General features: G+C 39.7%; 27 protein-coding genes. All 27 read right to left on the bottom strand.

The window, feature by feature from the left end:
- Positions 1 to 68: 68 nt before the first annotated feature.
- The 27 genes from C5695_RS01205 to cdaA all read right to left on the bottom strand — a co-directional run bounded on the left by C5695_RS01205 (position 69) and on the right by cdaA (position 26,217).
- A complete protein-coding gene (locus C5695_RS01205) occupies positions 69 to 1,013 on the bottom strand; it encodes an alpha/beta fold hydrolase (RefSeq protein WP_117728385.1) in 945 nt (314 codons plus the stop codon).
- A 55-nt stretch (positions 1,014 to 1,068) separates the two neighbouring features.
- On the bottom strand, positions 1,069 to 1,368 hold the full coding sequence (locus C5695_RS01200) for a hypothetical protein (RefSeq protein WP_117728383.1): 300 nt from the start codon (positions 1,366 to 1,368) through the stop codon (positions 1,069 to 1,071).
- Positions 1,365 to 1,580: a helix-turn-helix transcriptional regulator gene (locus C5695_RS01195; protein WP_117728381.1), complete on the bottom strand. Its 216-nt coding sequence runs from the start codon at positions 1,578 to 1,580 to the stop codon at positions 1,365 to 1,367. The genes C5695_RS01200 and C5695_RS01195 overlap by 4 nt, the downstream gene beginning before the upstream one ends.
- Positions 1,581 to 1,769: 189 nt before the next feature.
- Positions 1,770 to 2,375, bottom strand: a complete 606-nt coding sequence (locus C5695_RS01190; RefSeq protein ID WP_117728378.1) for an ABC-2 transporter permease — start codon at positions 2,373 to 2,375, stop codon at positions 1,770 to 1,772.
- Positions 2,353 to 3,234, bottom strand: a complete 882-nt coding sequence (locus tag C5695_RS01185) for an ABC transporter ATP-binding protein (RefSeq protein ID WP_117728376.1) — start codon at positions 3,232 to 3,234, stop codon at positions 2,353 to 2,355. The genes C5695_RS01190 and C5695_RS01185 overlap by 23 nt, the downstream gene beginning before the upstream one ends.
- Positions 3,235 to 3,239: 5 nt before the next feature.
- Positions 3,240 to 3,611, bottom strand: coding sequence for a GntR family transcriptional regulator (locus C5695_RS01180; protein ID WP_117728374.1), 372 nt, complete (start codon positions 3,609 to 3,611; stop codon positions 3,240 to 3,242).
- Positions 3,612 to 3,774: 163 nt separating this feature from the next.
- Positions 3,775 to 4,902, bottom strand: coding sequence for a DUF418 domain-containing protein (locus C5695_RS01175; protein WP_117728371.1), 1,128 nt, complete (start codon positions 4,900 to 4,902; stop codon positions 3,775 to 3,777).
- 153 nt (positions 4,903 to 5,055) lie between these two features.
- The gene (locus C5695_RS01170) at positions 5,056 to 5,250 is read right to left on the bottom strand and encodes a hypothetical protein (protein ID WP_117728369.1); all 195 of its coding nucleotides are present in this window, start codon (positions 5,248 to 5,250) and stop codon (positions 5,056 to 5,058) included.
- Positions 5,251 to 5,273: 23 nt separating this feature from the next.
- Positions 5,274 to 5,696 (bottom strand): TlpA family protein disulfide reductase, encoded by a 423-nt coding sequence (locus C5695_RS01165; protein ID WP_117728367.1) that lies wholly within the window; start codon positions 5,694 to 5,696, stop codon positions 5,274 to 5,276.
- Positions 5,696 to 6,211, bottom strand: a complete 516-nt coding sequence (locus tag C5695_RS01160) for a HEAT repeat domain-containing protein (RefSeq protein ID WP_117728365.1) — start codon at positions 6,209 to 6,211, stop codon at positions 5,696 to 5,698. The genes C5695_RS01165 and C5695_RS01160 overlap by 1 nt, the downstream gene beginning before the upstream one ends.
- A gap of 19 nt (positions 6,212 to 6,230) precedes the next feature.
- Positions 6,231 to 7,652 (bottom strand): sporulation killing factor system integral membrane protein, encoded by a 1,422-nt coding sequence (gene skfF, locus C5695_RS01155; RefSeq protein ID WP_117728363.1) that lies wholly within the window; start codon positions 7,650 to 7,652, stop codon positions 6,231 to 6,233.
- On the bottom strand, positions 7,645 to 8,367 hold the full coding sequence (locus tag C5695_RS01150) for an ABC transporter ATP-binding protein (protein ID WP_117728360.1): 723 nt from the start codon (positions 8,365 to 8,367) through the stop codon (positions 7,645 to 7,647). Before C5695_RS01150 ends, skfF begins: the two co-directional genes overlap by 8 nt.
- Before the next feature lie 203 nt (positions 8,368 to 8,570).
- Positions 8,571 to 8,960: a RidA family protein gene (locus C5695_RS01145; RefSeq protein WP_117728358.1), complete on the bottom strand. Its 390-nt coding sequence runs from the start codon at positions 8,958 to 8,960 to the stop codon at positions 8,571 to 8,573.
- 125 nt (positions 8,961 to 9,085) lie between these two features.
- On the bottom strand, positions 9,086 to 9,598 hold the full coding sequence (locus C5695_RS01140; RefSeq protein ID WP_117728356.1) for a PadR family transcriptional regulator: 513 nt from the start codon (positions 9,596 to 9,598) through the stop codon (positions 9,086 to 9,088).
- Positions 9,599 to 9,603: 5 nt separating this feature from the next.
- Complete coding sequence (locus C5695_RS01135) at positions 9,604 to 12,069, bottom strand: ABC transporter permease (RefSeq protein WP_117728354.1); 2,466 nt, start codon at positions 12,067 to 12,069, stop codon at positions 9,604 to 9,606.
- Positions 12,038 to 12,757, bottom strand: a complete 720-nt coding sequence (locus tag C5695_RS01130) for an ABC transporter ATP-binding protein (RefSeq protein ID WP_117728352.1) — start codon at positions 12,755 to 12,757, stop codon at positions 12,038 to 12,040. The genes C5695_RS01135 and C5695_RS01130 overlap by 32 nt, the downstream gene beginning before the upstream one ends.
- A 158-nt stretch (positions 12,758 to 12,915) precedes the next feature.
- Complete coding sequence (locus C5695_RS01125; protein WP_117728349.1) at positions 12,916 to 13,680, bottom strand: ABC transporter permease; 765 nt, start codon at positions 13,678 to 13,680, stop codon at positions 12,916 to 12,918.
- A complete protein-coding gene (locus C5695_RS01120; protein ID WP_117728347.1) occupies positions 13,677 to 14,594 on the bottom strand; it encodes an ABC transporter ATP-binding protein in 918 nt (305 codons plus the stop codon). The genes C5695_RS01125 and C5695_RS01120 overlap by 4 nt, the downstream gene beginning before the upstream one ends.
- Positions 14,595 to 14,608: 14 nt before the next feature.
- Complete coding sequence (locus C5695_RS01115) at positions 14,609 to 14,800, bottom strand: PLD nuclease N-terminal domain-containing protein (RefSeq protein WP_003217265.1); 192 nt, start codon at positions 14,798 to 14,800, stop codon at positions 14,609 to 14,611.
- Positions 14,801 to 14,961: 161 nt separating this feature from the next.
- Positions 14,962 to 15,318: a DUF2200 domain-containing protein gene (locus C5695_RS01110; protein ID WP_117728344.1), complete on the bottom strand. Its 357-nt coding sequence runs from the start codon at positions 15,316 to 15,318 to the stop codon at positions 14,962 to 14,964.
- A 224-nt stretch (positions 15,319 to 15,542) separates the two neighbouring features.
- Positions 15,543 to 16,862: a hypothetical protein gene (locus C5695_RS01105; protein ID WP_117728342.1), complete on the bottom strand. Its 1,320-nt coding sequence runs from the start codon at positions 16,860 to 16,862 to the stop codon at positions 15,543 to 15,545.
- 16 nt (positions 16,863 to 16,878) lie between these two features.
- A complete protein-coding gene (locus C5695_RS01100) occupies positions 16,879 to 18,864 on the bottom strand; it encodes an ATP-binding protein (RefSeq protein ID WP_117728339.1) in 1,986 nt (661 codons plus the stop codon).
- 12 nt (positions 18,865 to 18,876) lie between these two features.
- Positions 18,877 to 19,692, bottom strand: coding sequence for a DNA adenine methylase (locus tag C5695_RS01095; RefSeq protein ID WP_187441885.1), 816 nt, complete (start codon positions 19,690 to 19,692; stop codon positions 18,877 to 18,879).
- Positions 19,693 to 20,243: 551 nt separating this feature from the next.
- Positions 20,244 to 22,046 (bottom strand): glutamine--fructose-6-phosphate transaminase (isomerizing), encoded by a 1,803-nt coding sequence (glmS, locus tag C5695_RS01090; protein ID WP_117728337.1) that lies wholly within the window; start codon positions 22,044 to 22,046, stop codon positions 20,244 to 20,246.
- Between the two features lie 575 nt (positions 22,047 to 22,621).
- Entirely contained in the window at positions 22,622 to 23,968 is a 1,347-nt protein-coding gene (gene glmM, locus C5695_RS01085) for a phosphoglucosamine mutase (protein ID WP_106051005.1), read from the bottom strand.
- Between the two features lie 25 nt (positions 23,969 to 23,993).
- The gene (locus C5695_RS01080) at positions 23,994 to 25,403 is read right to left on the bottom strand and encodes a CdaR family protein (protein ID WP_117728335.1); all 1,410 of its coding nucleotides are present in this window, start codon (positions 25,401 to 25,403) and stop codon (positions 23,994 to 23,996) included.
- Positions 25,396 to 26,217 carry a diadenylate cyclase CdaA gene (gene cdaA / locus C5695_RS01075; RefSeq protein WP_117728333.1) on the bottom strand — a complete coding sequence of 274 codons (822 nt, stop codon included), beginning with the start codon at positions 26,215 to 26,217 and terminating at the stop codon, positions 25,396 to 25,398. The genes C5695_RS01080 and cdaA overlap by 8 nt, the downstream gene beginning before the upstream one ends.
- Positions 26,218 to 26,281: the final 64 nt, after the last annotated feature.

The raw sequence follows: 26,281 nt of genomic DNA, 5'->3' as shown, positions 1-26,281 counted from the left end.
AAAAAGATGCTCAAATTGTTTTATATTGATATATTGAATTCAAGAGTGGAACTTAGAAACTGTCGGCTCTAACGGTTACTTTCAATTTCAGAAAGGAAACCTTTAAAATCAGCTGCAATCTCCTTTGATCTCGTATGATGCAAATAATGGCCGCCTTTAAAAGTAACTACTTTGCCGTGATCTACATTTTTCAGTAGCTCTTCATGCATTGGTTTCCAGTTTGGTGTTTCTTTCTCCGTTTGATCTGCTAAATAGAAAACCACAGGGAGCTTCTTAGGGAAATGTAGGCGTTGAGCATTTTTAAAATTGTTTCTAAAGTTATCTGCTTCACTCGCTTGACTTTCATCCATGAAATTTCGGAAAGTCAGCATTTTAATCTGAGCTTTCGTTTGATCATCTACTTTAGGCATCACCAGTTGATCTGGATTCACTTTCAATAACAATCTGTAAAAGCCGGATTGATTGAGCAGTTGCAAGCTGGATACCGGCAATTCATCCGTTTCTTGCTTAGGAAAACTACTATCAATTCCAACAAATGCTTGCACTTCTTTTTCATATTGATTCACATATTCTAATCCATAAATGCCAGAGATCGAATGACCCATCATCGTATACTTTTTAATGTTGAGCTTTTGCAAACATTCATGAATCTCATTCACGATGTTTTGACTTGTCCGTACTTTATCTGTATCGTCACTTAAACCATACCCAAATGGTTCAATCACTACGACTCTATAATAAGGTGATAATTCATCTACTAGTGGCTTAAAATCTAGCACTGGCGAAGCAGTTCCATAGCCTGGTAGAAGGACAATCGTTTCTTTCCCACCGCCTTGAATGAGCACATTCATCTGCTTCCCATCCACCAAGACCTTTTGCCCATAATCTTCTATTTTCCCCTGTTCTCTTTCATTACTAATTAGATTAACAACATAAACACTGGCTACAAATACAACCAAGACAGTCACAATGGTACATAGAGCAATCAGCATTATTTTCAGTAATTTTTTCATTATTTTTTCTTCCCTTCATGATGAAGTACCCTAGCTTGCATCCGCAGATAAAAGATTAGTATTTTCTTTCACAATAGATAATGCCAATGGCATTTGCACAAACACTTGATACATACATAAAAGTAATCGCTATATAAAACCATTCTCTTGGAGAAGAGAATTGATGGACCGAAGCTTGGATAACGGCAACCAATATATAGGCTAAGGCAATACCTATAATGGAAAAACTTCCTGCTTTCGCTAAAATAAATTGACCTCGTTCATCATGTTTATATTCACGACTTTTCTTCAATTGAAAGGCCGTGCTGAAAATAGAAAGGATAATCAAAGAATAAAGTATGATCGTCGTTATCATTGTTGTTCCTCCTTGTCGACCTCGTGAAATACGTCATACAAATCAACTTCAAATGTCCTAGCAATTTGAAAGGCTAATTTTAAAGACAAAGAATATTTACCATTTTCAATCGCTGCCACAGTTTGACGAGTCACACCTAACTTCTCTGCCAAATCCTTTTGTGTCCAGTCTCTTTCTGCCCGTAATACCTTAATTCTATTTTTAATCTCCATTTCAAATTCCCTTTCTTAAAGGAAGATTTATTTAACAATATGTTAAAAAAAATTAACATATTGTTAGGTAATAATAACCTCTTTTCTTCTTTATGTCAATTTCACCGGATGCAAAAAAATAAGAATCATTCATTTTGAAAGTCCTACCTCAAAATGAATGATTCTCTAAAAATGATGTGATCATCTGAATTAAAACACTTTTCTCTGGTAAATCGCAGTAGAAAGTCCCCAAGACAGCAAGTAGAGGAGCATAATCAGTAAAGTTGATCCCGTATATAAAATCGGAATCGATACATTCATCACAAAATCAGTGATCACGCTGAAATGCTCTGCTAAATAAGCCATAATCGGCGGACCTATCCCAGATAAAATGATAAAGACAATGATCACTGCCGTTGAGATATAACCGGGTTTCAGAATATAAAACAAAGGAAATGTAAACGCCGCAAACAGTAAAAACAGCCCGCTGCCAAGTGCGATATCCATCATCGTAAACAGCTTCCCAAAACTAAATAAAGCAGCACTTGTCAGCCCGATTGCAATCATCATAAAAAAAATGGCGCCAAGATAACGTGATGCGATAATTTCTTTACGTGTATAAGGCAAAGAGTTTAATAGGATATTCGTTTCTGCCTTCTCATCGTACGCATATGTGTTAAAAGGTATGAAGAAACTGGCGACGAGAAACGTCAATGCCGGAGGCACATCCATGAGAATAAAAAATAAGATAAACGGAAGAAAAATAATCAGCTGTTTCTTTTGCAAAATCACATCACGCTTCATTAAATGAAACATGCTCTACACCGCCTTTCAAATAAAACATGATATCCTCAAGCGATGCCCGTTCAATCACAACAGCATCTCCAAAAATATGTTCCACTTCACCAATACGATCTGTTAACGCTTCAAACCCTGCTGCTGTACGTTGAATATGGACAAAGGCTTTTTCAGTGTCTCGATCCAACAAATCCAGGCTCCCCTTCACAAGCGCATAATTCTCCGCTACCTCATGAATCGACTGTTGAAAGACCAATCTTCCATTTTGTATAAACGCAATATAATCTGCAATCCGGTCTAAATCTGTTGTCATATGTGTCGAGAAAAAGATCGTTCGATTTCCATCAATCATCAATTCTTGTAACGTGCCGAGTAGCTCTCTTCTAAAGACCGGATCTAAACCAGCAGTTGGTTCATCCATAATAATCAGCTCTGCATGATGCGACAGCGCAATCGCAAGTGACGCCTTCATCTGCATCCCTTTTGAAAATGTTTTGATCGCTTTATGCAGCGGCAGACCAAACTTCTCAATATATTGATAAAAAAGCTGGTCATCCCAACGTTTATAGGCCGGTGCCACAATTCGTTTAATATCCTTTAAATTTAATCCTGGAAAAAAAACGTTGGCATCGTAAACAAATCCAATACGTTCCTTAATCTCTTTTTCATGGGTACGATAATCTAGTCCAAAGATCCTCACCTCACCTGAATCTGGTTTTAACAAATTCATGATCATTTTAATTGTGGTCGACTTACCGGCTCCATTTTCTCCAATAAACCCAGTAACAAAGCCCTTTTTGACCTGTAAATCAAGATTCTGCACAGAAAAGTCTTTGAACCGTTTTGATACTCCTTTGAATTCAATCACATGCTCCACTCATCTCACTCCTCATACAAGAACTTTAATAACTGCTGCAATTCATCAAAAGATAAGCCTAATTCCTTGCCGTTTGTGACAACCGCTCCAAGCTGTTCCTCAATCACCTTCAATTTTTTCTCTCTCATGACCTCTAGGTTTTGCTCGGCAACAAATGATCCCTTACCTACAATCGAATAAATAAATCCTGCCTTCTCTAACTCTTCATATGCTCGCTTTGTTGTAATGACGCTGATTTGCAAATCCTTCGCCAGCTTTCGAATAGACGGCAGTGCCGCCCCTTCCACAAGCTCCCCCGTTAAAATCAACGATTTGACTTGATTCGTAATTTGCTCATAAATGGGCTCCTTAGAATGGTTTGAAATCGTAATTTGCATATAAAACCCTCTTTTTTCTGTACTGATGTTTGGAATAAAATAATGTATATATACTTTATATACATTATACACATACTAAAAGAATAATCAACCATTTTCCGATTGCTGCTCAACTAAAAAAACCGCACAGCTCCTCAGCTATGCGGCCCTTCACCAACACAATTTATCTCCAATACACCCATTTTCCAAAAAGCCATTCCACTGGGCCTCTTCTCCATTTTTTCAAATAGAGATAGCTGATGAACAGCTGTACTGTATACAATCCGACAGCGAGCAGCAATCCAAATATTGACCCCATCTTCCCAAATAAACCAAGTCCGTAAGAATAGAAAATCGTTGTACAAATCACCGACTGCGCCAAATAGTTTGATAGAGACAAACGACCAAGCCCTGCAAGCAGACGTTTGAGGCCCTGGGCTGCCTTCGAATAGTAGAAAACAATAAACGCTTGAATATACCCGATCGTCAGGACATAGGCACCTAACGTTATGACCAGTTCACTCCAAGGCGCATCAATGAACGTCGCACATTTTAGCGCAAGCCCGACGACAATCATCCACACCCAGCCTTTTCGATAGGCCATTCCTCGATCTTCTTCTGTCAAATGACCTTTTTTCCCAATGGCCATGCCGAGCAGTGCAAATGGACCCACCATGATCGTACCGAATAGAAAACCTAATATCGGCATCATCGTAATAGTCACGATTGCCATAATAATGGTCACAATCATCATATCGTCTTCAACCGTAATCCGGCTGAGCAAAATATCCCCATATGCACCCTTCGCATACACATCGGTTAAAAGTTCATCAGTCCCATAAACGAACTTCATCATATATGGCACAACGACTAATGACAATGCCCCTAACACACCCGACCAAATCAGCATTGTTTTGATCCGGCTGCTCAAAAACATCATCAAGAAAAACGTACATGCTCCATAATAAAGAAGAATGTCGCCATTCCAAATAAAGATATAATGCAGCATCCCAAGCACAATCAGACCAAAGCCTCGGCGAACGACAATGGCATTCGTATTGAGCCCCTTAGCTTTTGTAGATTCAATCAGCTTGATAAAAGAATACCCAAACAAAAAGGAGAAAATCGGATAAAACGACCCCTGGAACAAAATTTCCGTTACATAAACGCCAAATCCCTGCCCCCAAAAACTCGAATCAAACATCTTCTCAAAATCATAATCATATTGAAAATTAAGCATATTCACGATCAAAATACCTAATAAACTAAAACCACGCAAACTATCAATTAACTCAACCCTAGATCCCTTCAACACGACAGCTCCTTCGGAAAATATAAAAATAAAGCATATTTATCCTACCACACTTTTTAAAAAATGGTCTCTTCACCCATGTGAAAATATGAGTTTTAAGGTAAATTTAATAAAAAAACCTAGAATATATATTCTAGGTCATACTGCATGAATTTATAAATGATGACTTTCTTCTTTCCTCATCACACGCTTCAAATAAAACAAAATCCCCAATCCAAATAAAATCAACGACAGCTCCCAGTCTACGGGAATCGGCAACCATTTCAGCATCATTAAAATCAGCAAAACCGCTCCAACTCCTGCGAAAAAAATGGCGTTTCTTTTTAAATCTATGTTTGATTGAAACACTCTTCTCTCCTCCCTTACACTAACTAACCAATTGAATGTTTTTCTAACTTTTTCAATATTTTTTCCCAGCCGTTATCTCCCATTTTCCTATCAATTAACTGCCCCTCTTTATCTATGAGGCAAAAGCTAGGTAATGCTTGAATCTTATACTTTGCAACAATTTCATAATTCTGATCCAAAACAATAGGAGCAGTCATATTCTTTTCCTCTGCATACTCTGAAACAATATCTGCCGATTTTTCTTCATCTGTATATGGAACATGGACACAGGTTAAATGAATACCCAACTGATTTACACGATTTAGAATTTGATCGGTTAATTCCTCACAATGGGGACAGTTGACTGACCAAAAATATAGCAACTGCTGCCCCTCAGATAAACTTCTTTGATCTGAAGGATGAATCCACGGAAGGTGCTCAGGCCAATTGAGTTTTTGCGTTTCCACTATTCATCCCCCCTTTCCTTTAGCTGAAAAGCAATAATCTTTCCTAATGCTTCCTCTGCTGCAAAAGGCGCAACGCTGCCTGATGGATTTTCTTGTTCTTGTTTTAAGCACTCGTACATGTTTTTTTCAATTTTTGATGGGTCAATCCAAGAGATACACCATGATGCCCAGAAACAAGTAGGTCCCTCATAACGTTTTGCCAATGGCAGAAGAAATGGCAAGCTGGGCTGACCAATTCTCATGAGTGACATGGCAGCTGCCATTCTTGTATCCTCTTCGTCACTTTCTAATAGCTGGGCTAGCGGCTCAGCTGCATCGCCCGCATCTGCTCCAAATTCACCTAGTACAGCTGCTGCAATATTTCGCAGAGAACCCTTTTCTTTTAAAGCTTCAACAAGTACAGGCACTGCATCTTTTCCGGACTTTCTTAATTCCCCCATTGCTTGCACGATCGTTATTTCATTTGTGTTGATCAATTGTTGAACCGATTGAGATAGCTTATTTTCTGGTTTCATTTACAATCCACTCCTCTTTTTAATGAGCCGCACGATATCGATAACAAAGCACATAAAATACACTTCCAGCCAATAGGGATACAATTGTTGTCAACAAGCCATCAGTGAACAGATGAATGCCAATCATGACCACAGCACTTATGACAGACGCAAGGAGCAGTGATCGATAATAGACACTCAAAGCGAAACTTATCTCTCGCCTTAGAAGCTGCATGAAGGCAAAGAGCCGCACGGCCAAAAACCAAATATAAACGCCTCCACCAAATAAGGCCCAGTACAATATATCGTCAACCTCAACTAACAAAAGAGAAATCAAGTAAACAGCGTACAACCAAAAGGTTTGAAACACTTCTAATAGAAGGATCTTTTGATATAAAGCACCTGGGAAAAGATAGAGCACTCCTGTTTGTGCATGTCTTACAATCCCTGCGTAATATGAACTAAGAAGAACGGATGCAGAAATGACAATCAAAAATAGATTCAGCCAATCTGAAAAATAAGTAAGGACGACATAGTAAGTTCCAATTAACAGCATAGTAGATAACAGATGAAACATCACATATTTTTTTATCAGCAATAATTCAATCCAAAGAAAAGCCCAAATGCCCGTTAATGCTGGAAGCCCCCACCACGTCTTGCCCTTTTTTTGAACAATTGGACTTGATTGAATATGTTTCCCTTCAAACTCCTCCCAAAATAATGCCTCTTTGACTATAGACTCCTTCATCTCTATACGATGACTAGCCCTGTACATCATCATGAATGATAAGAACATTACTCCAATAAAGATGAAGAAAGAAAGAATGGAGAACTCTTCGATCATACGTCCAGCTTGAAACATCAAAGAATCGGCAATGATCATCAATGAAGGCTGTTTCATAATCAATTGATTCAAAACAAGCACTGCAAAGAAACAAAACATTAATAAAAAACTGAGTAAGAGCAGGCGCTTGTATACTCGAATGGTTCTAGCACAAGACACCGCAATCATCCAAGTTTCGACCAAACATAACAGCCCTGTCAGGATGAGTGATTTCCCGAGCAGAAACCAGTACTGCTGTGTCATAAATAATAAAAGGATATCTGCAGCTACTGCAGAAACAACGAGGAAAGCTCCTCTCCATAAAATGTGATACATCCATACACTAATGACAACTGTCCATAAAGAAGCACCATTTCCATATAACCAAATAATATCGTTCATCTGACTGGGCAACCGATTTGTAAACAACCCAACCCCCGTATAAAGAACAAACAAACAGACCATGATCCATCCAGCTGCACTCACATTCCAATCACCCATACTTGAAACTGCGCTTAGCTGAAAAACAATTGCCGCCATGAAAAGAAGTAAGATCAGAACAGGCATTTTCTTTTCTTGATTTTTACTGATCAAGCGCCTTTGAGATTTCAACCATAAAAGGGAGAGTGTATTATTCACTTGACCACTCCCCTAGAAGTTGAATAACCTCTGCCCTCCACTCACTCTGCTCTTCCTTTGATTGAGGAACATCCATACTCTTCATGATGCGACCATCTCGAATTAATATCACCCTACTTACCGTATCAAGAACAAACTCCAGACTATGAGTCGATATAAAGACCGAATCACCTTGACTGCTTTTTTGTTTCAGCCAATTCGACAGCCACTGTTTTGATGGAATATCTAACCCGACAGTCGGTTCATCTAATATAAAAAGGGAAGCATCTTGAACAATGGCTCCAGCTAAGACCACCCGCTGTTTTTGACCTCTTGAAAGCCTTCCGCACAGTTCGTTCATCTTCTTATCCATATGTACTTCGTTTAACGCTTCATATACCTTTTCTTTGATCTGTTTTAAACCCTTATGATATCCACGCGCACGGAATTGAACATGTTCAGCAACCGTTAAGTCTGGATACAAATACGGCTGATCTGGAATAAGAGCGACTTGTTTTTGAACATGGGAATGACCAGGCGGGAAACCCTCTATGAGAATTTCCCCTCCATCTGGTTTATACAGACCCGTTAAACACCGAATCGTAGTCGTCTTCCCAGCACCATTAGGCCCAAGGAGCGCCACAACCTCGCCTGCTTCGATAGAAAATGACAGACCCTCTATCCCATCACCATTGCTATATCGTTTGCTAATATTCAGAACCTCCATGAATGGCATCAAATCTCTCCCTTACTAGTAGAGTGATGTATGCTTATCAATGGTGTTATATGTAAATGTACTTAGACCCACTCAACATTTACCCTGATATTACCATACAAAAAATTACAAGATAAGGGCATAAAGGTAATTTATTCAATGAAAACTCTTAAAATCTCACAAAACAAAAAAGATTGAGCATCAATCACCCAATCTTTTACCGATTAAATCTCCTGACAAGCCCAAGCATCCACCTCTACCTTAAAAACAGGAGAAGCCAGGGCGACCACATAAATCATCGTCATACATGGCAGATGATCGCCTAAAAACTGCCCCATGATTCGTTTTCTACTCGCAGCATCAAATTCTCCCACGAGATAAAACACTAGTTTCGTTATGTCCTCTACCGCCATGTCTGCCGCTTCGACGTTTCGTTTCACATTCTCTAATGCTAATTCGAGCTGCTCCAACGGGCTCTCTGGGATGGCCCCATCCGCCTCCATCCCTACTTGACCTGATAAGGTTAACCACCGCTGTGGTCCTGTTGTTTCTATTTGGTGTGTATAGGGTGCAACTGGCGGGTGAATGGTCTCCGGATTACGTGATGTTCGCATGAACAAAACCCCTTTTCTGAAAATACAATCAATTTATACCCATCATACCAAACTTTCTTTCCCGCTCAGATTGATATGCTCCTAATAGGGTCAATTAAAAAAGGTCTTTCAAAAGAAAGACCTTCTTAAAATGATGCCCCGCTTCGATGCTCAATCTGATGAATCCAATTCAAATCCGCCTCTAAATGAAGCAGTGTACCGGAAATTAATAAGTAACGACTCTCGTCACCTTGCACGAGACATTCCGTTTTCAGCTTCGTGAGTTCCATCACATCTTTCATAATGACGGCTTTCTGCTGCTGAAGCATTTCTCTTTCTTGATGAAATCCGATCTTCCGTGCACAGCTCCACTTAAAATGAAAGTCATCCTTCGCAGAATGATACGGAACAGGCGCCAACAGCCACTGTTCCAGCTCCTGTCTGCCGTCTTCCGTGATGGCGTACAGCTTACGTTCTTGGTCATCGATTCCGACTGCCGTCACCAATTGATCACGGATTAACCGATCAAGCGTCGTGTATATTTGCCCCGGGTTGATTCTCCCTTTCATTCCGAGAAGGGACTCCAGCTCTAGCTTTAATTCATATCCATGATTTTGCTGCTGACATAGCGATGTTAAAATTCCGTATTTCACTGACATATGATTTAACCTTCTTTAAGTGATGATATCATCTCTATTTTACTCGCTGTTGCACTAGAAATCCACGAAGCCGCTAAACTAAGTCCGATTCCTGCAATCACTGCCAGCAGTACATGAACAAATGACAGCTGGAATGAAACAAATCCTCCCAGCCACGCTGATTGGCTTGAGACAAAAAGAAGGAGCACGCCAGCTAAAATACCGCCAATCACACCTGACAATCCAATCAGCAAACCTTCACCAACAATCATTTTTCGCACCTGCTGCTTTGTCAGTCCAATGGCCCGCATAGTGCCAATCTCAGACGTACGTTCAAGCGTATTCATCAGTAGCGTATTGGCTGTTCCAATGCTCGCAAGCGCAACAATGAAAATGAGCATCATAGAAATTAACTCATTCATTCCCGTTAAAGCTGATGTCGTTGATTCAATTTCATCCTCCACCGTTTTTACCTTAGACAGCCGCTGGCCAAAGTCCTCCCATAGCTGATCGCGTAAAGGCTCACCGGTGCCTTTGTCTTTTAACGTTACCAATAAATCAAAAGAATGTGTCCAGCCAAGCTCTTTCTGTAAAAAAGTCTGATCTACAAACGCTACATAGCCTGAATGATGAGAGGTCTTAACCACATCAATCACTTGTAACTGCTTAGGGCCAGAAGGAGCATTCAGATACATACGCTCACCAACATGCCCACCCCATTCATCAAACGCACGCTCTCCTAAAACAATAGAAGGCTTTTCCGCTAACTGTTGATACAAATCTCTTTTATTGTCATCTTCCACGAGAGACGGTGCTTCTTTGTCTACACCGATAATGGAGAATTGCCTTTTCTCTCCCTTCATTGTTTCCCATGTCAAAGGAGCAGCTTCCATGACCGGCTCAACACGCTCAACAGACTCGTATGCTGACAGCTTTTCTTGATCTGCTTTCGTCCATGGCGCTTCAGACGTAATCCTGATATCGCCTCCATACGTTTGACGAATATTCTTGTCGTAGCTGTCTGGTGCTGATTCAATCACCGCACTTAGTAGTAAAATCACAGCAATTCCAACCGCAAGAATAGCTGCCGTGTTCGCATTTCTGTTCAATTGCTGCGTGACATGCTGTACTGATAGATGACCAGAATAACCAAAGAGAAGCTTCAAAAGAGGTGCCAACAAACGATTCAATAAAAGCAGTAAAAACGGAAATAACAGAACGAGACTGGCTGCAATCGCAAGATAAGAAACTGGATGATCCACCCATCCAAATAAAAGCAAACCTATCCCAATGACCGCTCGAATGATCGACTGCTTTTTCGATGCAGATGCTCCGGTGGTTGATTTTAACGTTATCAGCACAGACGTTTTCCCAGCATGGTAGATCGGAAATAACGAAAACAGCACAGGAAAAAGAATGCCAATGACCACAGCTATCAAAACAGGCATTTGCCAATTTAACGAATACACCATATCAAAAGCAAACACACCAAGTAGCGTTTGCATGAACACATCTCCAAGCCAGACGCCGATCGGAACCCCAATGGCTGTTCCAATACAAGCTAAGATCAGCACCTCAATCAAAACCAGCTTAAAAACAGAACCCTTCGTATAGCCGAAGCTCTTCATAATTGCAAATTCCTTTTTTCGTTCCATCACACTCGTATAAATCATATTGAACACAATAAAACCACTCATAAACATCGACAGCCCTGCAATCAAATAAAAGAATGTATACAGTCCACCGATATCATTACTTTGCCGGTCATCCGCCACCACAGGCTGGACAAAAACATCGGCATCCTTGAACTCTTTCTGCAAAGATTGAAAAAGCTGCTCCCCGCCTTCATTCGTCTGAAATCTCATATAAGAAAGCTGATCATCCAATCCTGTCCACTCTCTTAATACATCAAGCGGCGCCATCACACGAAAACTTGATGATTCGGCACTCTCCCAGTCACTAGGACTTGAAAGCAGCTGCGTATATTCCACAATGGCAGACACCTTCGCTTCACCCAATTCAGAAAAACGAATCGTATCTCCCACCTTTTTATTCAGCAGCTTCGCCACAACGTCTGGTATGACCAACCCTTGATTATCCAAATGCCCTTCAATCACAGGGAGCTTCAGTAAAGAACTCGTTTGATCTTGCACCCCTGTAATTCGCACTGCCCGTTGGTTAAGAGAGTGGTCACCTTCCACATCAAAAAACGTCTGTTTATCCAGTGCCAATAATGACCCTGTCACATCAGGATGCTTTAAAATGGAGGAAATTTGTTCCTCATCGTACGTATGATCGTCACTCAATACCCAATAATCTGCATCGGCGACATACATTTTCTCATAGTATTTGAAAACATCATTTGTTGTTCGATCGGCAATGAGCATCGACGTCACAAAAGCAATCCCCACCATGATGCCAAGGACAGAAATGGCGAACCGCTTTTTATGCTGAATCATGTTACGCCATGAAATTCGCCACATACTGAGCATAATCATCATCCTTTCTAGAAATCACTTGATCAATGACACCATCTTTAAAAAGGATGATTCGATCCGCAAATCCCGCTGCGAAAATATCATGCGTCACCATGATGATTGTCTGCTTGCTTTCTCGATTAAACTTGCACATTAACGCCAAAATATCTTCTGCTCTATGTCGGTCCAAGTTCCCCGTCGGCTCATCCGCTAACAGCACTGATGGCTGATTGACTAGAGCCCTTGCAATCGCTACACGCTGCTGCTGCCCGCCGCTCAGCAAACTAGCCCGTTTTCGCCCAAGCCCATTCAAGCCAACAGCATCTAACAGTTCTGCAACCGTCTGTTGATTCTCCTTTGTTAAATGTCCATCTGCATGCAGCGGAAACGCCACATTCTCTTCGACAGTTAACGTAGGCAGCAGCTGATAATTTTGAAACACAAACCCAATCTGTTTTCTGCGAAAAATCGTTCTCTCTTTCTCATTCATCTCACTTAACTGGTGCTCATCTATCAAAATCTCCCCACCAGTAGGCAGATCAAGCCCGCCTAACAGCTGAAGCAATGTACTTTTTCCAGAGCCACTCGGCCCCATGACCGCTACAAATTCCCCTTCTTCTACCGTCAAATCAACGCCCTTCAGTACCTCAGTCCGCTCCTGGCCTTGAATGAACTCCTTTTTTACATTCTTGATCTCAATCATCTGTAAAATCCCCCCATCCGTATATGACGTTATTATATACTAAGTATATATAATTTTAAAGATAATATGTGAATTTCATTCATTAAACACTCTATACATACTTACTAAATATATATTCTCCATAAAAAAACCCCTTTAGATGTAAAGGGTACAGCAAGCTATAATTCTTGTTTTCTAAAAAGAAACCATCCAATGAAAAAAAAGAAACCAATCAATACCGATACACCTAGAAAGCTTGTAAGCGCCTGATCCGAATAAGTTCCACCACGAATCATTTCCTCGGCCGCACTTGTCACGCCTTTAGGTGCAAACTTCCCTAATGCATCCTCATAAAATGAAGGAACGGTAAATAGAATAAGGTTGATCAAAAGCGATACACCGCCAGCTGTGACGGAACGCGTGAAGAATGCCGAAGCACAAATGGTCGATACCACAATCAGCAATAAGTTTGGATAATAAAGAAGCGTGCCTTTAACCACATTGACCCAATCCACATGCCCAAATTGGATGTCCACATAATAAACGGAGGCAAGCACTGCCACTACCAAACTAAACAAAGTCAAACAAGCATAGGCGCAAATTTTCGAGACATAATAACTCAATCGACTGATCGGTTTCACCATAATCATCGCCGTCACCCCAGAGGCACGCTCACCAGCGATCGTCCCCATCACGATCATAATCAGGATAAACACCCCAAGCGAATCAAATTTACTCAAAGCACTGGCTAAAGCCTCTCCAGCACTAGGCTCTGGTATATAAAATGTAGACCCTTCAGGTAAATTAGCCGATTTCGATAAAAGATCCGGCAGCATTTTGAGCGTAATAGGCTGCGTAATCATTAAAATCGTAAAAATGATCGGTACATATAAGATTTTATAACTAGTGAATAACTCCCTAAATTCCTTTTTCAACATCATCATGCATTCACAACCTTCATGAAAATATCTTCAAGCGTCAGCTTAGATAGTCGATAATGGAGGAGAACACCATCAGCTTCAGTGATCAGACGAGGCAACTCCTTCAATGCCATTGATTGATCGTTTACTCGCACTTGATAAACGTCTCCTGTCTCCATGCATTCCTCCACCCAATCCCGTTCTTTTAACAAAGCCACTAGTCTCGGATTCTGTTGTTCTAATTGCAACTCAATCATGGGCTGGGTATGGTCTTCTTTGATCTGTTTCATTGAAGAGGACATCTCAACTTTGCCGATGTTGATCATGATAATGTGATCCGCCACTCTTTCAATATCATCTAAAATATGGGTCGACATAAAGATCAGCATCTCATGCTTTAAACGCTCAATCAAAGTCAGGACGTCTTTTCTTCCCATTGGATCAAGTGCAGACACAGGTTCATCCAGGATAAGGACTTTCGGGCTGTTGATGAGCGCCTGGGCAATGGCAAGCCTCTGCTTCATGCCTCCGCTATAGCTACCAATGGCACGATCCTTCGCCTCATACACACGGCAAAGCTTCAACAGCTCCTCTGTTTTAGAACGAATGATGTTTTTCTCTAAATGAAATAACCCGCCAACCCAATGCATCCACTCCTGCCCCGTCATATCCTGATAAAATGCAGGATGCTGCGGACAGTACCCAATCACCTGACTGATTTGATCCATGTCCTTTGTGACATCAAAACCTGCCACCTTCACAACACCAGACGTAGGACGAGCAAGCCCCGTCAAAATCCGGATCGTCGTTGTCTTTCCCGCTCCATTGGCTCCTAAAAAGCCAACACATCCAACCTCCCCAACAGAAAACGAGACATCTTTTAACACTTCATGCCGTCCATACGATTTCGTCAGCCCGTGACACTCCAACATATTCAAGCAAATCCCCCCTACTAAGATTGTTTACGACCAAAAATGAAATACGCAATAGGACCGGCACTCGCCACAAACACAATCACCAAAGCCCAAACCCACTTCACCTCTCCTCTGATCCTCGATGGATCTCTTTTCAACAAATCGAACAAACCAATCACCATTAAAATGGCTTGCAGCAAAATGAGAGGTAAAATCATCTTCATATCCATCCACACCACTCCCTTTTCAAACGTCAATTTGTTTTGATATTACTTCTTTTGACGACATGAAGAGGGGATTCGTTCAAATGGATTTTACTTTTGTGGATCGAATGGTCTATAAATATAAAAAAGCCCAGTGAAGGTTCCTTCACTGGGCTTGCTTGTGATGATCATGACGAATCTCGCAAAATCTTTTCCATTTTCTTTCCCTTGGCTAACTCATCAATCAGCTTATCTAGATACCGAATGTTTTTCATCGTTTCTTCCTCAATGTCCTCTACTCGAACACCACAGATGACTCCTTTAATTAAGCTACGGGAAGGATGAAGCTCAGGAGCCTCAGCAAAAAAAGTTTCAACATCTGTCTGTTTGTCCACCTGTTCCTGTAGCTCTTCCGGACTGTACCCGGTCAACCAACAAATAATCGTATCGACTTCAGCTTTCGTTCGTCCTTTTCTCTCTGCCTTTGCGATGTAGAGAGGATAGACTTTTGCGAAGCTCATTGTGTAAATTTTAGGTTTGGTCATGTGTTCTTCTCTCTTATCTCATGATATTACATATAATATCTAATCAAAAGTTCGCTAAAAATATTAAATTTAGGATGGAAGATACCTACGCATTTTGAATAATGATTGATCAAAATACGGATAAATTTTGTGTTAATTAAATTTTATATAAAAAGGATTGATTATAACATATTTCTACTCTTCTGAAGTTAACCTCACATGACAAGCTAATCTTTTATTTTAAGTTATTCTAATAATCTTTGAAGTATCTTAGCTGATGGATAACTTGAAAGTGAAGCTATCCCATTTGCTAATTCAATGGGATACAAACCTCCCGAAAACCTTCTACTAACGATATGCGGGATAACATTTAAAATAACGTCTAAGTTAATTAATTCGTTTGCTAAAGGTGCATTTTTCCTATTCAAGTAATCACCTGTAGGTACATTAATAACCAATTCCGTAACTGGATCGACTTTCACTAGTACTTTTTCTCCCCAATTTGATCTTTCTCCATAGTTTATTGTACTTGGTTTGTCTTGTACTTCTTTTTCAACGTAATCATGACTCAGTACATGATAGTGAAGTTTTTCGCCTTTTTCTAAAGGTTTAACATATCGTCCTACAATTGATAAGTGATCAACAAATTTCCCGGATTTCTCCTGGCCAATTATATTAATTAGTATACTATTTTGTTTAGCAAACTCTAAAAATTCTCGTATACGAGGAATCAATTTTACATATTGACTATTTAGACTTAGTGGACCATCTTTAATAAATAATGTATTCTTATACAATGATTTATCCTGCTTTGACCAATATAACCTTATTATGGTGAATAACATTAAATGTTCCATAATAGACATATATGCTGAAGCGATAGCATCTGTAGCTTTATCTTCAGTCATATCTAAGTGAAAACCAATCATATCAGTTAAATAAAGCTTTTTATTACATGCTGTACAATTCATTTTTTCAAGATCAGCCGTAAATTCCAAACTAATTTCACAGAATGGACAATTAAATGAAGGTGAATTAGTAGGTTTATCTAACCATTTTTGATAAGTTAGCCATTTCAACGTTTCGAAATATTCACCGTTCTCATCAATTTTTATAGATTCAAAAATAATATTTCTAATTGTATCAAAATTAGTACCTTTACTAGACTTAATGTTTCTTAAAGGTAAAACCGTAGAATGGAATAAAGCACTATCTTTCATAATTTTTTGTAAATCCATAGGGTGTGGGTTATATTTATCAATATTTTCAAAAGATGCTTCAGATATGTTTAAAATAGCTGTTTTAATAAATGCTGCTTCTTTTGGAGGAATAGCATCTGATTGAACTGGAACGTAAGATCCATCTACCACCCAAATTTGGTCAATAAGATTTTGAGAGCTACCATTAAATTCAGTCCAATTTGAAGTAATACTTGAACTTGGTGAACTATACTGAGCTTCAAAATCTTTTACTAAAGAAGTGATCCACTCTGAATTCATTAGAGATAAATGACCTAATTTTGAGGCACCTTCAAACGGTAAACCACCTTTAGAATTATACGCCATAAAAAGTTGCATCTCCTTAAACTGTAAACTTTTTAACTTGAACTGGTATTACAAAGCGATGTGAATTTGTTAAAATTCTCATATATCCAGGAGTTCTAGACTTTTTAATATCATCTTCAAGCCCATTAAATGTATGTTGTAGTTTAGATAATGCATTTGCTTCATGTGTAGAAGCTAAATGACCTACAAAGAAATTTTCGGTTTGAACTAATAATTCCTGGCTGATTGTTGAAGGAGATTGTGTCGAATAAACCATCCCAATATGGAATTTTGCACCTTCTTTTGCAAATCGGTGGTACACAGTTGTATTTTCCTTATTGTTGTTTGGGAATAAATTATGAGCCTCCTCAAAATATAGTTGAATAAAATGATCAGACAAAGTATTCGAAACAAATTTATCTTCCTGTGAAGCAAATACGGCTTTAGATAACATATCAGAAAAGTATTTCCGAACATCTTCCGAAGCATTCCCCAAGTCTAAAATAACTGTTTTACCATCGTTAAGAAGTTGAATAATCTCAGTAATAAAATCCCCAGCACTTGGGGAATGATAATGGCGATAACTAGTTAAAATCTGGGTGCCAGATCCAGAAGCGGGATTTAAGAAATTTAATAAAGCAATGGCATCTTGATCAAAAAGAGGTTCACTACTTCCCCTTAATAAATCAGAAGACTTGTTATTCTGTATAAAGGTTGCTAATAAGCTAAACTCTTTTATTAAATCATTTAAGTTGCTTGGTGATGCTGGAGGAGTACCACCATAAACCTCATTTCTTAAGTCTATTTTTAGTCCAGGGTTAAATTTGTTTATTTGACCGCTAGATAAATTTAGACTTATTAATTTAGATTCATCTAGATTAAATCCAGCACTTTTTAAAATAGCCCAAAACATTTGTATTTTGCGGATGTTTCTTATTTTTTTTCCTTTATCAGCTTCGGATTTTATTTCAAGAATAGATGGGAGTTCAATGTTTCCAAAACTCTTAATATAATTTGAAGTTTGATTATCTCTTTCTAAAAATGATTTGATAATTGGCAGTGCACTTTCAGGTTGTTCGGCAAAATTAAGTTTTAATTCCTTAAAGCTTGGGTTTCTAGGATTAAGAGCATATACTATACAATTATTAGTGTGCGCTGAAGCGAGTGATTTATTTCCATCCTGCGGATTATCATTTGCATATTCACCATTAATATCGAAAATTAATTGGCCTACATTTTGTGTTGTTGTAGACGTTCGGATGATAGCATCAGCCAAAACTTTGACTACGTTTGATTTACCAAGTCGAGTTTTACCGAACATAGCCGTACGACGTCCTTTAAAATCCTCAATAGATATTTTTAATTCTGGATAATTGTTATTTAATAATCCTACTTGACACTCTGTAGGTCTAAATACACCAAGTTCTTGCTGGTTTTCCTTGTTTACTAGACCATTAAGTATCAAGTCTAACAAATCGTTATCTGGAGAAAACACCTTATATTTATGAGCACTTACTACGTTGTTCACATCACCAGAAAACTCTACCGAATTTTTATCAGATGGTTTAGGATAGAACATTCCAATTACGTCACACTCTAAAGCCCCCCATTGTAATTCTGCCTGCGTCCAAATATCTAATTCAGGCATTGATTTCTTATGAAGTTCAAAATAAGTGTGCTGTACTTGATTACTTAAAGGAGTAGAAGAAACAGATTTCACTCGTAGTAAAGTGAAGTGTGGGGGTAAACCAGTCTGAATAGGATTTCCCTGTTCATCTCTTTCATCTATAGCCAAAATTAGGAAACTTCCTCTTGGAATTCCACCTACAGCAATTTTATAGGGATCCGATGTAATAATTTTAGCCGTATCGTATCCTAAATCTAAAACATATCCAATAAAACGGTAATCTTGTTTTACCCCAGCGGAATGAAGTTGATGTTGTTTATCTAAGAAATTTTTTAATATTTTTAGGGGACTATTACTTAATACTGCGTTAGATACTAAATCTTGAATAGCTGACATAATAACACCTCATTAAAAGTTAGATTTCACAATAATTTCTTCATATTTTTTTCTACCTTTGGCTTTTGATGAAATTCCAGAAAAACGTGAAACAATTTTAAATTCAAAACAATACTCTTTGTATAAATTCCTAACAGATTCATGATTAGCATTTGTCATTATAATTTTTGCACCTCTATCACGAGCTCTCACTAAAGCTTCACAAAGTCTAATTTGATCGGCCCACGAAAAAAGTTTTTCATTATATTGAATAAATCCATTATCATTGTGATTAACGGTGTAAGGAGGATCAACAAATATAAAGTCATCTTTATTGGCCATATTAATTACCACTTCGTAATCGTGATTTAAAATAGATACATGTTTCAATCTATTTGAAATTTCTTCAAAGTCATCTGTACTTAAAATTACATTTTGCTTAGAACCAAGCGGAACATTAAATTTCCCTTGCTTATTAACTCGGTAGATGCCATTAAAGCAAGTTCTATTTAAATAAAGGAACCTGGCAGCTTTAGTTTCTATTTTTCTAGGATTATAATTACGTATTTTATAGTAATATTCAGGCGAGTGTTTTCTTTGATGAATTTTTAAATGCTTATATACCTTCTGCCAATCCATTTTTAATGCCATATATGTATCGATTAAATCTTTATTTATATCAGATAAAATAGCTTTCTGAGGTTTTAAATGAAAAAAAACTGAACCAGACCCTAAAAATGGTTCGATATATCTATTGAAATTTGATGGAAAAACTTCTGGATAGCTTTTTACTAACCACCTTTTTCCTCCTGCCCAAGTTAAAAAAGGTAAAACTTCTTTATCAAGCATTGAACACCTCCTAACTATTTCTATTTTATCGCAAATGCAATATAATAGGAATAAAAAGTTAATCAAAAACCCTTTTAATTTACATGAATATACATAGATTTGAAGCTTTAATAAAACTCCTTTCGTCATTCATATTCTTCATTTTCACTAAATATAAAAATACGAGGCGATTACCCCTTTTATTTTTAGTCCTGATAGATAAAAGCAGTTGTAAAGTATTGTTTATTATAGAGCTATGATATTGTTCTACATAATAATCAGAGTTTTCGCCACTTTCACCACTCTGAAACAGAAACATTGGATATGCCAATAAGACATTATCAGTAAAAAGCTTAAAATGACCATGTAGGTTCATTTTCTCATTAGCTCATACTGTTTTGAGGAGACTTTCAGTAAATAATTTCTATTATATCAATTTGAAGTAACTATAAGCATGCTATCTATTCTAATCTAAAAGATGGGTTTTGGGGGATTAATTTAGGTAAAAATAAAATAACCTCTTACGGATATCAATATCCGAAGAGGTTATTTTATCAAATAATTTTTAAAACCTACTCCACCGTCACACTCTTCGCAAGGTTACGTGGTTTATCCACATCACACCCGCGGTGAAGGGCTGCGTAGTAAGCGATTAGCTGTAGTGGGACAACAGATGCAAGTGGTGCAAGTGCTGGGTGTACAGCTGGAAGGACAAAACGGTCGCCTTCGTCTTCTAGGCCTTTTAATGAGATGACACATGGGTTTGCACCACGTGCAACGACTTCTTTGACGTTACCGCGAATGCTGAGGTTCACGTGCTCTTGCGTTGCAAGGGCAATGACCGGTGTGCCTTCTTCAATTAAAGCAATCGTACCGTGTTTGAGCTCTCCGCCAGCAAAGCCTTCTGCTTGGATGTAAGAGATCTCTTTTAGCTTCAGTGAACCTTCAAGGCACACATAGTAGTCAAGTCCTCTTCCGATAAAGAATGCGTTACGTGTCACTGTGAAGTAGTCACGAGCGATTTGTTCCATTTCATCCTTTTGATCGACAAGGGCTTCCATTGCGTTCGCTACAATCCCAAGCTCTTTCACAAGGTCAAAGTCAAGAGATTGACCATTTAATTCAGCTGCAACGGATGCAAGGATCGCAAGAACAGCAATTTGCGCTGTGTAGGCTTTTGTTGAAGCCACTGCGATTTCTGGTCCTGCATGAAGAAGCAATGTGAAGTCTGCTTCACGAGAAAGCGTAGAACCTGGTACGTTTGTGACCGTTAATGCTTTATGACCAAGCTCTTTGACTTGAACAAGTACAGCACGGCTGTCCGCAGTCTCACCAGATTGAGAAAGGAAGATGAACAACGGCTTTTTCGATAGAAGAGGCATGTTGTAAGAGAATTCACTTGCTACATGGACTTCTACAGGTACTTTTGCCCAGTCTTCAATATATTGTTTACCAACAAGTCCTGCATGGTAGCTCGTTCCGCAAGCCACAATGTAAATGCGGTCTGCTTCTGCTACTGCGCTTGCGATATCGCCAGCGACTGACAGCTTGCCGTTTTCGTCTTGATATTCCTGGATGATTTTGCGCATCACAAGCGGCTGCTCATCCGTTTCTTTTAACATGTAGTGAGGATATGTGCCTTTCTCGATGTCGCTTGCATCTAGCTCAGCGATATAAGAAGGACGTGTCATGATATCACCGTCAAGGTTTTTGATGATAACCTCTTCTTTTGTGACAATGACCATTTCTTTATCCATTAATTCCGCATATTCGTTTGTTACTTGAAGCATCGCCATTGCGTCAGAAGCTACAACGTTGAAATCTTCTCCGAAACCAACCAATAATGGGCTTTTGTTTTTCGCCACATAGATTGTTTCTTTGTTTTCGTTATCGAAAAGAGCAATTGCGTAAGAGCCTTTTAGTTGAAGAAGCGTTTGACGGAAAGCTTCCTCTGTATCAAGACCTCTGTTCACAAATTGTTCGATGACTTGAACAACAACCTCTGTATCTGTGTCGCTTTTTAGTGTGACGTCTTGTAAATATTCGCGTGTCAATTGTACATAGTTCTCGATGACACCGTTATGAACAAGCGTAAAACGGCCAGAAGCACTTTGATGCGGATGTGCATTTAGATGGCTTGGTACACCGTGTGTTGCCCAGCGTGTATGTCCGATTCCCGCTGAAGATGCCACGTTTGCATCTACGACTTCACGAAGCTCAGCAATACGTCCTTTTTCCTTGAACACATGCACGCCTTCTTCGTTTGCCACAGCGATACCTGCTGAGTCATACCCGCGGTACTCAAGCTTCTCTAAACCCTTTAATAAGATTTCCTTCGCATCATTCTGACCAATATAACCTACGATTCCACACATAAATATTCTTCCTCCCGATCATGTGAAAGGGACAAAGAAAGCCTACTAAAATAGAAGGGACATTTCTTCGTCCCTCTCTACATGTTTAATTTGGGAGATCATGTGTATTCCCTTTGTACAAAGAGTCACCTCTTTGCTTTAAAGAAACACTTACGGCTGTGATCTCTTTTTTGATCAGCCGGGAGGCATCCGCCGAAAATTCGATAACCTCCATCCTCGTCAACTAAGCATCTTTCGTCCGATCGCTTAGTTCGGGCGCTATAATTATAAGAGAGTTGCTGAACATCTACCCTGCCTTTCCTGATAGAATAAAAATCCAGTAACACAAGGATGATTGTACTATAAGGTCTGACCTCCGTCAATCACAATTTAGCGGGGGATCCCCTTCATTTGAGAAAGTGAGACCTCCATACACTATATGCGATGAAGCTTGTCATGTTCTACCTTTGATGTGCTCTCCTATGTATGAAGGCAGTAGCAAATGAACCTCGCTTATAAGATTCGTACAAATCCAACCATTTATGACGTTTATTCGAAAAAAAGCAAACCGCCACCTAGCGATTTGCTTTCATCTATTACTCGATACCCATTTCCTCTTTCACAACAGCGGTAATTCGAGTTACATATTCATCACATAGCTCTTTTGTTTTCGCCTCTGCCATGACACGTACAAGCGGCTCTGTTCCAGATGGACGAACAAGAATACGACCATCACCGTTCATCTCTTTTTCAACCTCTTGAATCACTGCTTTTACTTTTTCATTTTCTTCCACTTTATATTTATCAGATACCTTCACATTCACTAGAAGCTGCGGGAATTTCTCCATTTCAGCTGCAAGCTCTGACAATGTTTTTCCTGTGGCTTTGAGTGTATTCACCAGCATGATGGCAGAAAGCATGCCATCACCTGTCGTATTGTAATCAAGGAAAATCAAGTGACCTGATTGCTCACCACCGACATTATAGCCATCCTTTTTCATCGCTTCAACCACATAGCGGTCACCAACAGCGGTTTGGATGCTCTTAATGCCTTGCTTTTCAAGCGCTTTATAGAAGCCTAGGTTACTCATGACCGTTGACACGACGGTGTCATCCTTTAATCGGCCTTCGCCCTTCAAATAACGTGCACATATGTACATAATTTGATCGCCGTCTACAATATCACCTTTTTCATCGACTGCAATTAAACGGTCACCGTCACCATCAAACGCAAGACCAATATCTGCGCCCTTCTCCTTTACAAAAGCAGAAAGTGCCTCTGGATGAGTTGAGCCTACACCATCATTGATATTCAATCCGTTTGGTGATGTTCCCATTGTGGACACATCAGCATCTAAATCTGCAAATAAATGTGTTGCTAGGGAAGATGTTGCACCATGTGCACAGTCAAGCGCCACATGAATACCTGTGAAATCCTCGTCTGCTGTCTGCTTCAAGAATTGTAAGTATTTCTGACCACCTTCAAAGTAGTCATTCACAGTTCCAAGATCCGCTCCAACTGGGCGCGGCAATTGATCGACCGGCTGATCCATCAGCTGCTCAATTTCATTTTCCTGTTCATCTGATAGCTTAAAGCCGTCACCACCGAAGAATTTAATTCCGTTGTCTTGAACTGGGTTGTGAGAAGCTGAGATCATGACACCTGCTTCTGCATCCATTGCCTTCGTTAAATAAGACACACCAGGTGTTGAGATCACACCTAAACGCATCACTTCAGCCCCAATTGAAAGTAAGCCTGCAACGAGCGCTCCTTCTAACATATGACCGGAAACACGTGTGTCTCGTCCAACGAGTACCTTTGGACGTTCTTTATCCTTCGTGAGCACATAGCCGCCAAATCTCCCAATTTTAAATGCGAGCTCTGGCGTTAATTCGCTATTCGCCACACCCCTTACACCATCAGTTCCAAAGTACTTGCCCATGTTTCAATCGCTCCTTTTTTACCATTCAAGAGGACGCTTCGTCCTCTTTTTTATCTTCTTTGACCCGCTGTCTTTGACTTGATTCTGTCTTTGCTTTATCTTGCTTGGATTCTTCTTTACTCTTCTCATCCTGATCATCATCATCGGAGGATTGATCCTTCCGATCATTCGTTGACGCCGGCTGATCTTCTGTATCAGTAGAAGTTAGTTTCACTTTGACCTTTGATCTCGACAATGTCCACGTCACATTTTGAGGACCGTTCACTTGAACTTTGACCTCATGTGTTCCTTCGTTCAAGTCCCCCACATTGATATAGGCTTCAAGATCTGAAGCCTTCAGTTTATCAATTGCACTTTTCGATCCTTTTGCTGTTAACGTAAGCCGTCCTGAAGATGGGCTCACAAAATTAGAGGTGAGATCCTTGCTCAGACCCACGACAGAAATCGGTACATTATCGATCTTTTTTTCCTGAGCTGTTGCAACCTTCACTTTGATCTTGACTGCTTCGGGCGATGCCTTTTTCACACCATCTGGCAGGGGAATGTCAGCATCAATCTCAGTGTCATCTTTGATCTTGCTTAGGTCCAGCTTAACGCCATCAATAAAATCTAGTGAATCCAGCACCTTTTGAGATCCGTACACGGTGACTTCACTCGGGCTTGTCTCAATGCTTGAGATACTGATTCCGTCCGGTAAGCTGCCCGTCCGCTCAATTTTAAACGGAACCTTTTTGCTTGGACTCGAGATGGGTACTGTTATATCCACCACAGACGGACTCACTTCGACTGGCAGCTCATTCCCGCTGCTATCATACACAGTGAGCTTCGCTTCCTTCTCAATTTGCTGATCAACATCCTCTAAGTTCACAAAGGCTTTAATGACAGAAATTTTGTCGATAACATCCTTTGATCCAGTGACTGTAACCTTTTTCGGATTCACAATAGGCTGCTCTGGTGAATAGCCGTCTTTGATTTTATTTTGATTATAAAATTCAGTTTCAACAGGAAATTCTGCTGTTGTTTTTTCTTGTATCGTCACAGTCGTAACAGACGGATTAATCGATAATGTGAGTCCCTTAGATACATCTCTTGCCTTCAGCTCCACTTTATGTGTACCTGTCGATAAATTCTGCATATCTGCGTATATTTCAAAATTCTTTGTTTGTCTTGCTGTTTTCACAGCACTCGTTGATCCTTTAATCGTCACATTGACTGTTTGCGGCACACCAGTGACGACGTACTTCTCGTCATCATAATATGCTTTAACAGGAATGTCGGTTAAGGTTGCTTCATCTGTCGTCGATGTTGGGAAAAAGGATTCACCGATTTTTTTCGGCGTGGGCGCTTGCGCTGAATTGACTGCACCATACAGCAATAAAGCGAAGACCAATGCAAGAAGCTTAACGGCCCAGCGATTATTTAAAATCTTATCCATTTTTCTTGCCCCTCCAATACCATTTGGTCGAGGAAGCATCTTTGCTGTTCTTACTAAATTCAGCAATCAGCATTTCTTCAAGCGCTTCTTCTGTCAACTCTCGGTGGAGATCACCATTTCTCGCGACACTAATGCCGCCTGTCTCTTCAGAAACGATGACGGTCAAGCTGTCTGTCACTTCACTAATTCCAACTGCCGCTCGGTGACGCGTCCCAAGTTCCTTAGAGATAAAAGGACTTTCTGACAGCGGTAAATAACAAGCTGCAGCTGCAATCTCATCACGCTTCATAATGACAGCACCGTCATGAAGCGGTGTATTTGGAATGAAGATATTAATGAGTAGCTCTGAGCTCACCTTTGCATTCAAAGGAATTCCCGTCTCTATGTAATCATTCATCCCAGTATCACGCTCAATTGTCAGAAGCGCACCAATTCTACGTTTTGCCATATATTTAATTGCTTTTGTAATTGCCTCGATCGTTTTCTGCTGCTGTTCCTCTACAGGTGTCCCGCTTCTCGAGAAGAAACGGCCGCGCCCAAGCTGCTCAAGCGCTCTCCGTAGCTCTGGCTGAAAAATAATAATGATCGCAAGGAATCCCCACGTAATCGCTTGATCCATCAACCATTGAAGTGTGTTAAGACCGAGATACGCACTTCCCATCCTGACGAGAACAATGACCACAATTCCCTTTAAAAGCTGAACCGCTTTTGTTCCGCGGATGACCATCATTAATTTATATATCACATACCAAACAACGAGAATATCAACAGCATTACCGAGGTACTGCAAAAAAGGAATATCCCCTAAAGCCATTTCCTCGTCCTCCAGAATTTTCAGTTATTCTTCGTTTGATTCATTTTTTATAAAAAAAAGAGCC

Origin of the sequence: Bacillus pumilus, assembly GCF_003431975.1 — a bacterium.
In the GTDB taxonomy this organism is placed as follows: Bacteria; Bacillota; Bacilli; order Bacillales; family Bacillaceae; genus Bacillus; species Bacillus pumilus_N.
This window is presented reverse-complemented; position numbering and strand designations above follow the sequence as displayed.